A 14,221-nucleotide genomic window follows, 5' to 3' on the forward strand; every position below is an offset into this window, starting at 1 on the left:
ACGCGCAACTGCTCGATGAGGACGGCCGCTTCGACGAGGCCAGGTGCTGGGCCGCCACCGCGCTGAAGTCCTTCGGCGAGGCGCCGGAGGCGACGGCCTGGGCCGAGGACTACGCGGCCTGAGCGGCCCTGCGCACGAGGAGCGTTGACGAAGCGTCTCGGAGCCTCCCGGGGCGGTGTCCGAGCGTTCCGCGCCTGGAGTGCTCCGCAGACCCTGACCGGGTCCGAGCGTCCCGCGCGGGAGCGTCGACGGCCACGCGACACGGCGGCGGCGCCCGGCCGCCGAACGCCTCCGCTCCCAGAGCGCTGAGGCTGGTGCGCAGTGTGCCTGAAGTGCAAGAAGAGACGCAGCGGGTGGACGGGCGATCCGGTACGACCGCCCGTCCTCCCGCGCGCCGCACGGGGGATGAGTTCACTATGGGCTACGGCTACACCGCACAGCGGAAGCGACATATCAGCCGTTCGGTCAGTTGTGAATGGCTCTTCGTCCAGGCGTATACAGATTCCGAGACGCGTTGCCGTAACGTTATCGACCGAAGGTCCGACGACTCGAGACCGCAGCGAAGACCGCGCGGAGGGCACCGAGAACTGACCCGCACTCCGCCATGACCCAGGATCGACACTGCGTCAAGCCACGACTCGCAAGCGTCGCCGTGAATGGAGGATGTATCCAAGTGGACACCATCTCGTCCTACGGTGCCCCCACCGGTCCCCACCCCTCCCCGAACGCCCCGTTCTCACCGCCGGTCGGCTACGACATCCCCCCGCGAGGCGAGACCACCGGCGGCATCCGCCGAGACTCCCACCCCGAGCTCGACCCCGAAGCGCTCCTGTCCGGCCTCGAACGGCTCACCGGCTTCGCCGAGATCGACCGCGGCGCCTACGCCACCGTCTACAGCGCCACCCGCTTCGACGACGGCGTCGAGGTCGCCGTCAAGATCGAATCGCGCCCCCTCACCGACGAGGCCGGCCGCCAGCGGTTCCGCCACGACGTCCAGACCGCCGGGCGCGTCTCCAACCACCCCTGCGTCGTCAAGATGCTCTCCGCCGGGCTCACCCACCAGGCCCACCCGTACGTGGTCATGGAGCGGTGCCGCGGCTCTGTCGCCGACCTGCTCGACCGCTACACCACGATCCCCCCGCACCGCACGCTGGAGATCGGCATCCGCATCGCCGACGCCCTCTCGGCCGCGCACGAGGCCGGGATCGTCCACCGCGACATCAAGCCCGCGAACATCCTCATCGACGACCACGGCCACGCCGTCCTCGCCGATTTCGCGCTGGCCTGCCAAGCGACAAATGGGCTCAGCGGTCTCGACGGGCGCGCGGCGAAGCCGCGTCCGGGCGACCCGGTCTCGACGATGGCGACGCCCGCGTACGCGCCGCTCGAGGTCTTCCAGATGCGCGAGATCGGCACCGCCGCCGACGTCTACTCCCTCGCCGCGACGCTCTACACGATGCTCAACGGCTGCCCGCCCCGCTTCCCCTCCGACGGGGTCCTCGACATCAACGACGTCGCGGCCCTGTTCGACCAGCCCATCCCGGCGATCCCCGGTATATCGCCGCTGCTGCTGGAGATGCTGCGCACCGCGCTCATCAACAATCCGGCGGGCAGGCCCACGGCCGTCGAGTTCCGCGAGTTCCTCGCGAGCATCCCCGAGGCCTCGACCGGGATCCTCCCGCGCGTGAACGACACGCCGCAGCAGCGCACGCCGGTCTCGCCCGCCCCGCAGGGCGTCGGCACCTACGCCGCCTACACCTCCCCGCCGGACCTCGAACCGCAGGCCGCCGTGCCCGACTCGCCGTCGACGCTGCGCCTGGCCCCCGGCAAACGCGGACGCCGGCAGCCGCCGATGCGCGAGCCCGAGCCGCCCGCGGCCCCCGCGTACACGCCTCCGGCGCCGCGGCAGGCCCGGGCACAGGCCCCGGCGCAGGCCGCCCCGCCCGCCGCCGAGCAGAGCGACGAGGACGATCGGTGGAACTCCCTCGGCGCCTGGGGCGGCTCCAGCGAGCGCGGCACCGATTCGCGCCTGCCCGTGCCGACCTCGACGACCGAGACCGGCATGACGCGGCGCGAGCGGCGCCTCCAGGAAGGCGGCAACGACTCGAACATGGGCCGCCTCATCGGCATGGGCATCGCCGGGCTCGTCATCGTCGGCCTGCTCGTGGTCGGCGCGATCTGGCTGTTCAGCGGCGACGAACCGGTCGACCTCGAAAGCCAGTCGATGGCCGACGACTTCGTCAAGGAGTGCTCGCTCGACCAGGCGGGCGTCGGCTGCGTGGCGGACGCGACCTGCTTCACCGCCGATGGCGAGACCCTGATCCAGGCCCAGTGCTCCGGCGCCCACGTCTGGGAGGCCTACGCGGTCGGCCAGCTCCCCGAAGGCGTCGCCGCCGACGACTACGCGGCCGCCTCGGCCGACGAGACCGTCGCCGCGGCGTGCCTGGGCGGCGAGCGCGAGGACGGCCCGCTGTCGCAGCTCATCGGCGGCGACTCGGTCGACTGGCTCACCGACGTGCACCTGCCGGGCGACGGCACCTTCATGTGCGTCGCGAAGCTCGCCGACGGCTCCGAGGCCCAAGGCGTGACGTTCGCGCGAGGCGAATAGGGAAGGGCCCGGCGCCTCGCAGTGAGGCACCGGGCCGATCGGGCATACCGGGGAGAAAAAGGTATGTCCTCCTTAGAACTCCTCGTCGAGGTCGACCTTGCCCTCCACGGCCACTTGGTAGGCGGTCGGCCTGCGCTCGAAGAAGTTCGTCAGCTCCTGGACGTCCTGCAGCGCCATGAACGGGAACGGGTTCGCAGACTCCCAGCGCTTCGGCATCCCGAGGCGCACGAGCCGCTGGTCGGCGGCGTACTCGAGGTACGAGCGCATGTCCGCGACGGTCATGCCCGGCATGCCCTCGCCTATGAGGTCCTCGGCGAACTGGAGTTCGGCGTCCACGGCCTCCTCCAGCATCGCCGTCACCTGCCGCCGCATCTCGTCGTCGAACAGCTCCGGCTCCTCCTGGCGGACCACGTCGACGACGCTGAACGCGAAGTTCATGTGGCACGACTCGTCGCGGAACACCCAGTTCGTGCCGGTCGCGAGCCCGTCGAGCAGGCCGCGGCTGCGCAACCAGTACACATAGGCGAAGGCCCCGTAGAAGAACAGGCCCTCGATGCAGGCGGCGAAGCAGATGAGGTTGAGCAGGAACTTGCGCCGGTCCTCGCCGGTCTTCAGCTCCTGCATGTCGAAGACCTCGTCGATCCACTTGAAGCAGAAGTCGGCCTTGCGCTTGATCGACGGGATGTTGTTGACCGCGTCGAACGCCTTGGCCCGCTCGTCCGGGTCGGGCAGGTACGTGTCGAGCAGCGTCAGGTAGAACTGGACGTGCACGGCCTCCTCGAACAGCTGCCGCGACAGGTACAGGCGGCCTTCCGGCGAGTTCACGTGCTGGTAGAGGTTGAGCACGAGGTTGTTCGCCACGATCGTGTCGCCGGTGGCGAAGAACGCGACGAGCCGGTGGATCAGGTGCTGTTCCTGCGGCGTGAACTTCGCCAGGTCGGCCAGGTCGGAGGCGAGGTCCACCTCCTCGACGGTCCAGGTGTTGCGGATGGCGGCCCGGTACTGCTCGTAGAAGTCCGGGTATTTCATCGGTCGCAGGGTCAGGTTCATACCTGGGTCGAGCAGCATCGATGGGTCCTTTCAGTACGGTGTGAGCATTCTGGCGGCGGAGCGGGGGAGCGCCTGCGAGCGGCGCTCCCCGCGCCGATTACTGGCAGGCTTCGCAGCTCTCCGGGTTCTCCAGCGAGCAGGCGACGTCCTCGGCGGCCGCCTGGGGCTCGGCCTGGCCCACGGTGGTCTGGTTGATCCGCGTGGCCGGCCGGCTCCGCAGGTAGTACGTGGTCTTCAGACCCTGCTGCCAGGCGTAGCGGTACATCGAGGAGAGCTTCCCGATGGTCGGCTGGGCCTGGAACAGGTTGAGCGACTGGGCCTGGTCGATGAACGGCGTGCGCGCGGCGGCGAGGTCGATGAGCGCGCGCTGCGGCAGCTCCCAGGCGGTGCGGTAGCGCAGGCGGATGTCCGCCGGGATCGCCTCGATCCCCTGGATCGAGCCGTCGGCGACCAGGACGGCCTGGCGCAGCGCCTCGCTCCACAGGCCCCGCTCCTTGAGCTCGGCGATGAGGTGCCGGTTGACCTGGAGGAACTCGCCCGAGAGCGTCTCGCGCTTGAAGACGTTGGAGACGACCGGCTCGATGCACTCGGCGCAGCCCGCGATCGAGGCGATCGTCGCGGTCGGCGCGATCGCGATCATGAGCGAGTTCCGCAGCCCGCTCTCGGCGATCGCCTCGCGCACCGCGGCCCAACGCTCGGGCAGCGTGACGCGGGCGCCGTCCCAGTGGTCGAGGTGCAGGACGCCGCCCGCGGCGCGCGTCTCGTGGAAGCTCGGGTGGGCGCCGAGCTCGTCGGCCAGCCGCGCCGAGGTCTCGAACGCCACGATCGCGATCCGCTCGGCGATCGCGGTCGACAGCGCCAGTGCCTCCGGCGAGTCGAACGCGAGCTTCAGCTTGAAGAACACGTCGGCCAGTCCCATGCAGCCCAGGCCGATCGGCCGCCACTTGCGGTTGGCCTTCTCTGCCTCGGCGGTCGGGTAGAAGCCGAGGTCGATGGTGCGGTCGAGGAACTTGACGGCGGTGCGGACGGTGTCCTCCAGCCGCTCGAAGTCGAAGCCGTCGGCCGTGCAGTGCTCGGCGAGGTTGACGCTGCCGAGGTTGCACACGGCGGTCTCGGCGTCGCTGGTGACCTCGAGGATCTCGGTGCACAGGTTCGACAGGTGGATGACGTTCTCGCTGTCGGCGGTCTGGTTCGAGGTGCGGTTCGCGGTGTCGGAGAACGTCATCCAGCCGTTGCCGGTCTGCGCCAGCGTGCGCATCATGCGCCCGTACAGCTCCCGGGCGGCGATGGTCTTGCGGGCCTTCCCGCCGGCCTCGGCCGCCCGGTACGCGGCGTCGAACGCCTCCCCCCACAAATCGGTGAGCTCGGGGACCTCCTTCGGGTCGAACAGCGACCACTGGGCGTCGGCCTCGACGCGGCGCATGAACTCGTCGGGCACCCAGTTCGCCAGGTTCAGGTTGTGGGTGCGGCGGTCCTCGGAGCCGGTGTTGTCGCGCAGCTCCAGGAACTCCTCGACGTCGGCGTGCCACGTCGGCAGGTACACGCACGCGGCGCCCTTGCGCCGCCCGCCCTGGTTGACCGCGGCGACCGAGGAGTCGAGCGTGCGCAGCCACGGCACGATCCCGTTCGAGTGGCCGTTGGTCCCGCGGATGAGCGAGCCCCTGGACCGCACGCGCGCCCAGGAGATGCCGATGCCCCCCGCGTACTTCGACAGCCGCGCCACCTGGCTGTAGCGCTCGTAGATCGAGTCGAGCTCGTCCTTCGGGGAGTCCAGCAGGAAGCACGAGGACAGCTGCGCCCGCTTCGTCCCGGAGTTGAACAGCGTGGGGGAGGACGGCAGGTAGGCCAGCTGGGAGAGCAGGCGGTACAGCTCGGCGGCCTCGGCCACCGTCCGGCTCAGGCCGCAGGCGACGCGGAGCATGAAGTGCTGGGGCCGCTCCAGGACGGTGCGGCGCTCGGGGTGGCGCAGCAGGTAGCGGTCGTAGACGGTGCGCAGCCCGAAGTACTCGAACCGGTCGTCGGCGCCCTCGTCGATGACGGCGTCGAGCTCGGGGCCGTGCGCGTCGACGAAGGCGACCAGCTCGGCCGACAGCAGCCCGTTGTCGCGGCAGGCGCCGATCGAGGCGGTGAAGGACGTGACGCCTTCGGCGGCGGTCTCCTCGGCGATGTGCTCGGCCATCAGCCGGGCGGCGAGCTTGGAGTAGGTCGGCTCGGAGGCGACGGTGGCCGAGGCGATCTCGATGGCGCGTTCGCGCAGGTCGGTGAGCGTGGCACCGGGCCAGACGCCGCCTTGGACCTGCGCGGCGACGCGCTCGGCGTCGACGTCGCCGAGTCCGACCGCGCAGGCGCGGATCCTCGCGGCGACGGAGGCGGCGGCATCGCCGCCCGCTGGCATGCCCCGCTGTGCCGGAGCGGTGGTGGTGGCGGATGTCGTGGTGGCGAGCCCGGTCATCTCTGCGTCCCCTCGTGACGTGCGATTCGCGTGAAGCGGCGGGCCCGAAGCGGCCGCGGATTCGCGGTGGGAAGCGAACGCGGCGATGTCGGCCCGACAGAGGGGAATCATACATGTTGTGGTCGGCTAGTGGCGTCGCCCCAACATGTTGCGTTTCATCGGTGTTTCGGCGCGTGTAACCGCAGCGTGTCCGCTAGGCTCGGAGGTTTCGGCGGAGTCAGCCTATGTCCGGACGCCGACGCTTCGGCCGATGAACCGCCGACCCGAACGCGGGTGTGATCTTCCCCCGCCAAACCGGATGCGGCGGGCCGCCGACCGCCTGGTAGCATCGATCCGGTTCCGCGTTCAGCGGATCACGATTTGCCTCCGTAGCTCAGTGGATAGAGCACTGGTTTCCGGGACCAGGTGTCGCAGGTTCGAATCCTGCCGGGGGCGCCACACAGACCTGCGCGGCATGGAGTGTCGCAGGTTCTCCGCGGTGAAGCCGCGCAGAGGCGCAGCCCGCGGGGACGCCGCGAAGACCATCTACGTCCGTAGGTGGTCTTTTTTGCGTCCCAGGAGGATGCAAGACGCATGAGGCCCATATGGCCGAAGCGCTCAGCGCCCAGCCCGCCCCCGGCGCAGCGGCGAGGGGCCAGAAGGTGGCTGCGGGTGTCTTCCGTCGGCGGGGCGGCGGGCATGCCAGTGGGGGCGCGGTGCCAATAGGATTCAGGCATGAGACTGATTCCCCTCGCGGCCGCCGCCTCGGCGGTGCTGGCGCTCGCGGCCTGCTCCGGGTCCGGCGAGGCGCCGCCCGCCGACGAGACGCTGCCGGACGCCGCCGCGGCCATGGCCGAGGTCGAGAACGTGCGGTTCACCCTGGCGGTGGACGGCCAGGTGGAGGGCCTCGAGATCACCTCCGCCGACGGGGTGGTCACCTCCGGCGGCGACGCCGAGGGCACCGGCGTCATCACCGCCATGGGCATGGACGTCGAAGTGTCCTATGTGATCCTCGGCGAGGACGCCTACGTCAAGGGCTTCACCGGCGACTACCAGCAGATCCCCGTCGGCGACGAGATGCTGCCGTACAACCCGACGATCCTGCTGTCCCCCGACCAGGGCATCGCGGCCCTGCTGAAGGCCTACGACAGCGCCGAGCCGCAGGGAACCGAGGAGGTCGGCGGCACCGACGCCTACCGCTACGAGGTCACGTTCGACCCGCAGGTGTTCGCCGAGTTCATTCCCGCCGAAGGGGACTGGAACACCGCCACCGTGTGGTTCGACCAGGAGACCTCGCGCGTGGTCAAGGCCGAGTTCAAGCAGGGCGACTCGACCGTGACGCTCACGTTCGACGACTACGACGACTCGGTCGACATTGAAGCCCCCTGAGGCGGCCGGACACACTCGGCGCATTGGACACACCCGGCGTCGCGTCGCCGTCGGCGCCGCCGGAGTCACCGTCCTTCTCGGGTCGATCGACGCCTATGTCCTGGTGACGGTCCTGGTCGACATGATCGGCGACCTCGGCATCCCCGCCAACCACCTGGAACGCGCGACGCCCCTGGTCACCGGCTACCTCCTCGGCTACGTCGCCGGGATGCCGCTGCTCGGACGCCTCTCGGACCGCCTCGGCCGCCGCACCGTCATCCACGCCTGCCTCGCCGCCTTCGCCGTCGGCTCGCTCATCAGCGCCACCGCCACCGAACTGGTCCCGCTCACCGCCGGACGCGCCCTCCAAGGCCTCGCGGGCGGCGCGCTGCTGCCGGTGACGATGGCGCTCGCCGCCGACCTCTTCGGCCCCGAGCGCCGCGCCGCCGTCCTCGGCTGGGTCGGCGCCGCCCAGGAACTCGGCGCCGTCATCGGCCCGCTGTTCGGCGCGGGCGTCGCGCTCCTGGTCGGCTGGCAGGGCATCTTCTGGATCAACCTCCCGCTCGCGGCCCTCGCCGCGCTCGCCGTCCACCGCACCGTCCCCGCCCCGCGCGAGGACCGCGGCGCCCAGAAGGTCGACGTCGTCGGCGGCATCCTCCTCGCCCTCGCCCTCGGCCTGCTCGTCGTCGGCCTCTACAACCCCGACCCGCAGGCGTCGGTGCTGCCCGAGTGGGGCCGGCCGGTCATCGCCGCCGCCGCGGCCGCGCTCGCGGCGTTCGCGCTGTGGCAGTGGCGCTCCCCGGTGAAGCTCCTCGACCCGACCGGCGTCCGCTGGCGCCCCTTCGGGCTCAGCCTGGCCGCGAGCCTCGCCACCGGCGCGGCCCTCATGGTCACCCTCGTCGACGTCCAGCTCATGGCCCAGACCCTCCTCGGCAAGGACTCGGCGTCGGGCGCGCTGGTCCTGCTGTGGTTCCTCATCGGACTCCCGACGGGCGCGGTCCTCGGCGGGTGGATCGTGACGCGCACCGGCGAACGCCTCCCCGCCGCCGCGGGACTGGCGGCCGCCGCGATCGCCTACCTGTGGATCGCGAACGCGCTCCCCGACATCGAGTACGGCCTCGTCCTCGCCGGTCTCGCCCTCGGCGTCGTCATCGCGCCCCTGTCGTCGGTCGCCCTGCGCACCACTCCCGAAGGCCAGCACGGCATGGCCTCGGCGGCCGTCGTCGTCGCCCGCATGACGGGCATGCTCCTCGGCGTCGCGGCCCTGACCTCCTGGAGCCTCCACCGCTTCCAGGAGTCCACCGCCGACCTCGACACGCCCCTGCCGTTCGGCGTCCCCGAAGCCGAGTTCCTCGCACAGCAGGAGACCTACCTCAAGGCCCTCGACGCGGCCCTCGCCGCCCAGTACAGCGACGTCTTCACCGCCACCGCCGCCATCTGCCTCGCCGGGGCCGCCTGCGCCCTCGGGCTGCCCGGCCGGGGAAACCGAATCCGGACGCGTGCCCGCGACGCGGGCTAGTCTTGCGGCCATGGCCGATCTTGCGATCACTGAGAACCGGGACGAGCACCGCTACGAAATCCAGGACGGCGAGGGCGGCGTCCTCGGATACCTCGAGTACCTGACGCGCGAGGGCTTCACCGTCCTGCCGCACACGGAGGTCGACCGGTCGCTGCGCGGTCGGGGCTGGGGCGACCGGCTCGCCCGCCACGCCCTCGACGACCTGCGCTCCAAGGGCGCCAAGGTCTACCCGACCTGCCCGTTCGTTGAACGCTGGATGGAGCGGCACCCCGAGTACGACGACATGCGTCACCAGCTGTAGTCCGCCCCGCCCCCCACTGTTCACCCGGCCGCCCGCGCTCGGTTCACTTCGCGTTCACTTGAAGCCGCAGCATCTTCAATATGAACTCCCTCCCGGCGGGCGAGGCGTCCTGATGCTGTCCGCGCTCATCCTCCTGCACCACGCCGCCGCCTCCGCGCTCGCGGCGCCGGACCGCCTCGACGCGGCCGGAGCCCGGCGCGCCGCGGCCATGGCCGACTTCCTCCAGCTCTACAACCCGAGCGCCCTCGTCAGCGCCCCCGCCCGCGCCTGCACCGACACGCTCGCCCCGCTCGCGAGCCGCCTCGGCCTGCCGATCGCCGCCAGCGCCGACCTCGCCGCCGACGTCCCGAAGTTCCCCGGCGACGCCGGGGCCGCGCACGCCGCCGCCTGGCTCGCCGCCCGCGCCGTCCGGGCCCTGCCCGACGCGCGCCGCACCGCCGTCGTCTGCGCCGAGGGCGTCGTCCTGACGGCCCTGCTCGTCGCCGTCGCCGCCCGCGACGACCACGACCTGTCGGCCTATGAGTTCACTCTTCCGCTGGACGGCCCGCCGGTCCTGCCGCCCGGCGGCGGCTGGGTGCTGCACCGCGAGGGGGGAGCGGTCGTCGACATCAAGGCCGTGCCGCCGAGTTGAGCGAGCCGAGCCGGGCGCTTCCGGCTCTCCGCCGATGACGCCGGGCGGCTCCGACCCGCCGTAAACGAATTGCGCCGCCGGATCGGTCGCGGTTAGCATCGAGGGCTCGCCTGCCTCCGAACCGTCCCGATCCGGGAGATCGCTATGTCCTATGGCACAGACGAACTGCGCGCAGAAATCGACTACCACGAACGGGCCCGGTCCCACATGGCCGAGATGCACCGCTCCACCGCCGACACCTACGGCCGCCACGAAGCCGAGTTCAAGGAGGGCAGCCGCGGCCGCGGCGGCGGCGACGTCGGCCCCGACAAGGAGCTCGCCTTCCTCATGGCGAAGTCCACGACCGAGCGCATGGCCGACCTCACCGACCACGACCTCGCTCTCTTCTTCGGCCGCATCTGGTTCGACGGCGACAGCACCGGCGAGGACTACCACATCGGCCGCCGCCACATCCGCGACGAGCGCTCCACGCCGCTCGTCCTCGACTGGCGGGCGCCGGTCGCCGAGCACTTCTACCGCGCCGGCGCCCACGACCGGCGCGGCGTCGCCAAGAGGCGCCGCTTCGGCTTCCAGGGCGCGCGCCTGACCGGCTTCGAAGACGAGGACCTCCGCCTCGGCGAGGAGGTCGCCTCCGACATCCTCACCGCCGAGATCGAGCGCCCCCGCACCGGCCCCATGCGCGACATCGTCGCCACCATCCAGCCCGAGCAGGACGAGCTCATCCGCCGCGCCGCGGCCACCACCATGTGCGTCCAGGGCGCCCCCGGCACCGGCAAGACCGCCGTCGGCCTGCACCGCGCCGCCTGGCTGCTCTACAACTACGCCGAGCACCTCCACAAGGCCGGCGTCCTCGTCGTCGGCCCCAACGAGGGCTTCCTCGCCTACATCGCGAACGTCCTGCCCACCCTCGGCGAGTCCTCGGTCTGGCAGGTCACCGTCCAGCAGCTGACGAAGGCCGACGCCGCCGCGGGCACCGACGCCCACGAGGCCGCGATGGTCAAGCACGACGCGCGCATGGCGCTCGTGTGCGAGCGGGCCGTCTGGGGCCACGTCGGCCGCGCCCGAGACGGCGGCGTCACCGCCGACGAAGGGCTCCTCATCACCGACGGCGGCTGGCGCTGGCGCCTCGGCGCGAACTACCTCGACGGCGCGATCGCCACCGCCCGCGAGCACACCCGCACCTATGACGCCGGGCGCAAGGCCGTCGAGGACGCCATCGTCCAAGGCGTGCGGCGCCAGGCCGAGATCCGGGCCGGGCACTCCCCGGACAACCGGTGGGCCACGGGGCTCAAGCGGACCGACGCCGTCAAGGACTTCCTGGAGGCGGTCTGGCCCAAGCTGAACGGCAAGGCCGTCCTGCGCAAGCTCTACTTCGACGCCGCCTTCCGCGCCGACGCCACCCGCGGCATCCTCACCGAGGACGAGGCCGCGCTGCTCGCCCCCAAGGGCAGGGCGCTCAAGACGACCGCCGCCGACATCCTCATCGCCGACGAGATCGAATCGCACCTGCGCCTCCCCAAGCCCTCGGACTCCTACGGCCACATCGTCATCGACGAGGCCCAGGACCTCTCGCCGATGCAGTGCCGCGCCATCGCCCGGCGCTCCGGCCAGGGCTCCCTCACCGTCCTCGGGGACCTCGCCCAGGGCACCACCCCATGGGCGGCCGCCGACTGGAAGGACCAGATGGCCCACCTCGGCAAGTCCGACGTGGAGCACACCGAGCTGACGACCGGTTTCCGCGTGCCCGGCGTCATCATCGAACTCGCCAACCGCGTCCTGCCGCATCTGGGCGTCGACGTCGCCCCCGCCCGCTCGATCCGCAGCGACGGCTCGCTCGACTACATCGAGGCCGCCGACCTGGCCGCCGCCGTCGCCGAAGGCGTCGCGAAGGCGCTGGCCGAGCCGGGCCTGGTCGGCGTCATCGCCGCCGACCACCGCATCGGTGAACTGCGCGAGGCCCTGCCGGAGGACGGCCGCGTCGAACTGGTGGCCGCGAGCCTGTCGAAGGGGCTCGAGTTCGACCACGTCGTCGTCGCCGAACCGGCCGAGATCACCGAGAGCCCCGGCGACGCCGCGGGCGTCGGCCTGCGCCACCTGTACGTGGCCCTCACGCGCGCCGTCTCCCGCCTCACCGTCGTCCACGCGCGACCGCTGCCGCCGCAGATGGGCGAGTGACCGGCCCGCTCTCCCTTGCGGCGGGGCCATTTCGGGGCGAACCATATGATGACCGGCTCCCCACGCCACTCCACTTCATCACTCTTGCCCCACACGCGCGGTTCTGCCCCGAAGATTGCGTTGTCATAACAATGATCATCGATCCGGCAATAACGAGTTCCCTTCACATTGCGCCCGTGGCAGGCTTCAGGCTGCACTGCCGAGGGCGGCTTCGCGACGCCCCCGCCGCGGCCGTACAACGGCGGCCCCCTCGGCCGGAACACGACGAGGAGACACTCATGACCCTCTCACGCAGGGCTTTCGGCGGTCTGACCATCAGCGGTTCGGCGGCGCTCGCGCTGAGCGCCTGCGGCGGCAACGAAGGCGACTCCGGCGGCGGCGATGAGGAGCTGTCCTGGGCCATCGCCTACCCGTGGGAAGCGTGGAACCTGAACACCACGACCGGCAACAATTCCTCCGGCAAGATGGCGCTGACCCCGATGACCCCCATCGGCCAGGTCGGCTACGACTTCGGGCCCGACGCCGACGTCTTCTACGACGACGCGCTCTTCGACGCCGCGCCCGAACTCGTCGCCGAAGCGCCCATGCAGATCAAACTGCACCTCAAAGAGGGCGCCCAGTGGTCGGACGGCAAGCCGGTCCGCCTGGAGGACTTCATCTTCCAGTGGCACTCGATGTCGGGCAACCCCGAGCACGCCAACCAGGAGAAGGCCCTGCCCGCCTCGACCGACTGGGGCTCGAACATCACCGCGATCGAGCAGGCCGAGGACGGCACCGTCCTAGTGACCTTCGCCGACGGCTACGTCGACCCCGAGTGGGCCTTCAACGGCGGCGTCTACCTCCCCAGCCACTTCGCCGAGGAGAACGGCTTCGAGAACTGGGCCTCCGACCCCGAGGTCATGGGCGACGCCGTCAAGTGGTTCAACGAGAACCTGCACAATGTCGTCACCGGCCCCTACGTGCCGGTCGACTCGAAACTCGGCGAGTACGTCAAGTACGAGGTCAACGAGAACTACCAGGGCTCGGTCAAGCCGACCGTCAAGAAGCTGACCTGCAAGGTCGTCACCGGCATCGAGGCCGAGGTCACCGAGCTGCGCCAGGGCACGATCGCCGGCTGCTGGCCGAACGACTTCAGCCTCGACGAGCTCGCGAAGACCGAGGAGGACCCGGCGCTGACCTACGAGACGTACGCCGGCTCGACCTGGTCGCACCTCGACTTCAACGTCCGCGGCAAGTTCACCGCCGACACGGCGCTGCGCGAGGCCGTCTTCACGGCCATCGACATCGCCGACATCAAGGAGAAGGCCTTCCCCGGCACCGAGGTCCCCTGGAAGGGCAACCACTTCTTCAGCGAGGGAAGCCCGTACTACGTCGACTACCTCGGCGAGACCACCCAGGGCTCGGGCGACGCCGACGCGGCCCGGCAGATCCTCACCGACGCCGGGTACACCTGGAACGGCGACGACAAGCTCATGAGCCCCGAGGGCGAGCAGGTGGTGTTCAACTTCCGCTTCGCCTCTTCGAACGCGATCCGCAAGCTCACCGGCGAGCTCATCCAGTCGCACGTCGTGGGGATCGGCATCGACCTCGAGCTCAAGGGCTTCGCCGACGACGAGTTCGCGGCCGTCCTCGACAGCCACGAGTTCGACATGATCGTCTTCTCCTGGGTCGGCAACGCCGCGTTCACCACCGGGCCGCAGCAGTTCTTCCGCTCCGACTCCGGCTCGAACTACGGCGGGCTCGACAACGCCGACATCGACGCCGCGGTCGACCTGGTCCGCTCGACCCTCGACCTCGACCAGGCCGCCGAGTACGCCAACCAGGTCGGCCGCCTGGCCACCGCGGAGGCGTTCAACCTGCCGCTGTACGACAGCCCGCTCTCGATCATGTGGAACACCGAGATGCTGTCGGGGCCGAGCGTCAACGCCTACAGCCAGGCGGGCCCCATGTACAACGTGCGGGAGTGGTCTCGCCCTTGATCGGGGACTGGACTGCGGGGCGGCTGCTGGGTGACATGTGCGCCGCGCGGGAGTGGGACGTTTCGCGGCGGCTGGACTTGCGGACGGACCCGTCCCCAACCGGCGCTCGACCCGCCGCCCGGGGCCGCTCAGTCCTGCTTCGCCGACTCCGAGACCGAC

At 70.9% G+C, this 14,221-nt stretch carries 9 protein-coding genes and 1 tRNA gene; 8 read left to right on the forward strand and 2 right to left on the reverse strand.

Translation table 11 applies throughout. From position 1 onward, the window contains the following. The first annotated feature begins 673 nt into the window (after window positions 1-673). A complete protein-coding gene (locus tag H613_RS29420) occupies window positions 674-2,608 on the forward strand; it encodes a serine/threonine-protein kinase (protein WP_051393483.1) in 1,935 nt (644 codons plus the stop codon). Between the two features lie 72 nt (window positions 2,609-2,680). On the opposite strand, the gene H613_RS0117185 is transcribed toward H613_RS29420, so the two are convergent. Continuing rightward, complete coding sequence (locus tag H613_RS0117185; protein WP_026924772.1) at window positions 2,681-3,676, reverse strand: ribonucleotide-diphosphate reductase subunit beta; 996 nt, start codon at window positions 3,674-3,676, stop codon at window positions 2,681-2,683. Between the two features lie 79 nt (window positions 3,677-3,755). Further along, window positions 3,756-6,110, reverse strand: coding sequence for a ribonucleoside-diphosphate reductase subunit alpha (locus H613_RS0117190; RefSeq protein WP_084546719.1), 2,355 nt, complete (start codon window positions 6,108-6,110; stop codon window positions 3,756-3,758). Between the two features lie 362 nt (window positions 6,111-6,472). On the opposite strand from H613_RS0117190, the gene H613_RS0117195 reads away from it, so the two are divergent. The 7 genes from H613_RS0117195 to H613_RS0117225 all read left to right on the forward strand — a co-directional run bounded on the left by H613_RS0117195 (window position 6,473) and on the right by H613_RS0117225 (window position 14,062). Next, a tRNA-Arg gene (locus H613_RS0117195) sits at window positions 6,473-6,548 on the forward strand. 276 nt (window positions 6,549-6,824) lie between these two features. Next, the gene (locus tag H613_RS0117200; RefSeq protein WP_026924774.1) at window positions 6,825-7,478 is read left to right on the forward strand and encodes an LppX_LprAFG lipoprotein; all 654 of its coding nucleotides are present in this window, start codon (window positions 6,825-6,827) and stop codon (window positions 7,476-7,478) included. After that, window positions 7,465-8,976: an MFS transporter gene (locus H613_RS0117205; RefSeq protein WP_211234867.1), complete on the forward strand. Its 1,512-nt coding sequence runs from the start codon at window positions 7,465-7,467 to the stop codon at window positions 8,974-8,976. The genes H613_RS0117200 and H613_RS0117205 overlap by 14 nt, the downstream gene beginning before the upstream one ends. 10 nt (window positions 8,977-8,986) lie before the next feature. Further along, window positions 8,987-9,277, forward strand: coding sequence for a GNAT family N-acetyltransferase (locus tag H613_RS0117210; RefSeq protein WP_026924776.1), 291 nt, complete (start codon window positions 8,987-8,989; stop codon window positions 9,275-9,277). A 112-nt stretch (window positions 9,278-9,389) separates the two neighbouring features. Continuing rightward, entirely contained in the window at window positions 9,390-9,908 is a 519-nt protein-coding gene (locus tag H613_RS0117215) for a hypothetical protein (RefSeq protein ID WP_026924777.1), read from the forward strand. Window positions 9,909-10,052: 144 nt separating this feature from the next. Continuing rightward, window positions 10,053-12,083 carry a HelD family protein gene (locus H613_RS0117220; RefSeq protein ID WP_035738420.1) on the forward strand — a complete coding sequence of 677 codons (2,031 nt, stop codon included), beginning with the start codon at window positions 10,053-10,055 and terminating at the stop codon, window positions 12,081-12,083. A gap of 278 nt (window positions 12,084-12,361) precedes the next feature. Then, entirely contained in the window at window positions 12,362-14,062 is a 1,701-nt protein-coding gene (locus H613_RS0117225) for an ABC transporter substrate-binding protein (RefSeq protein WP_026924779.1), read from the forward strand. The last annotated feature ends 159 nt before the right edge of the window (window positions 14,063-14,221 follow it).

The organism is Glycomyces arizonensis DSM 44726 (genome assembly GCF_000482705.1).
GTDB classification, from domain to species: Bacteria; Actinomycetota; Actinomycetes; order Mycobacteriales; family Micromonosporaceae; genus Glycomyces; species Glycomyces arizonensis.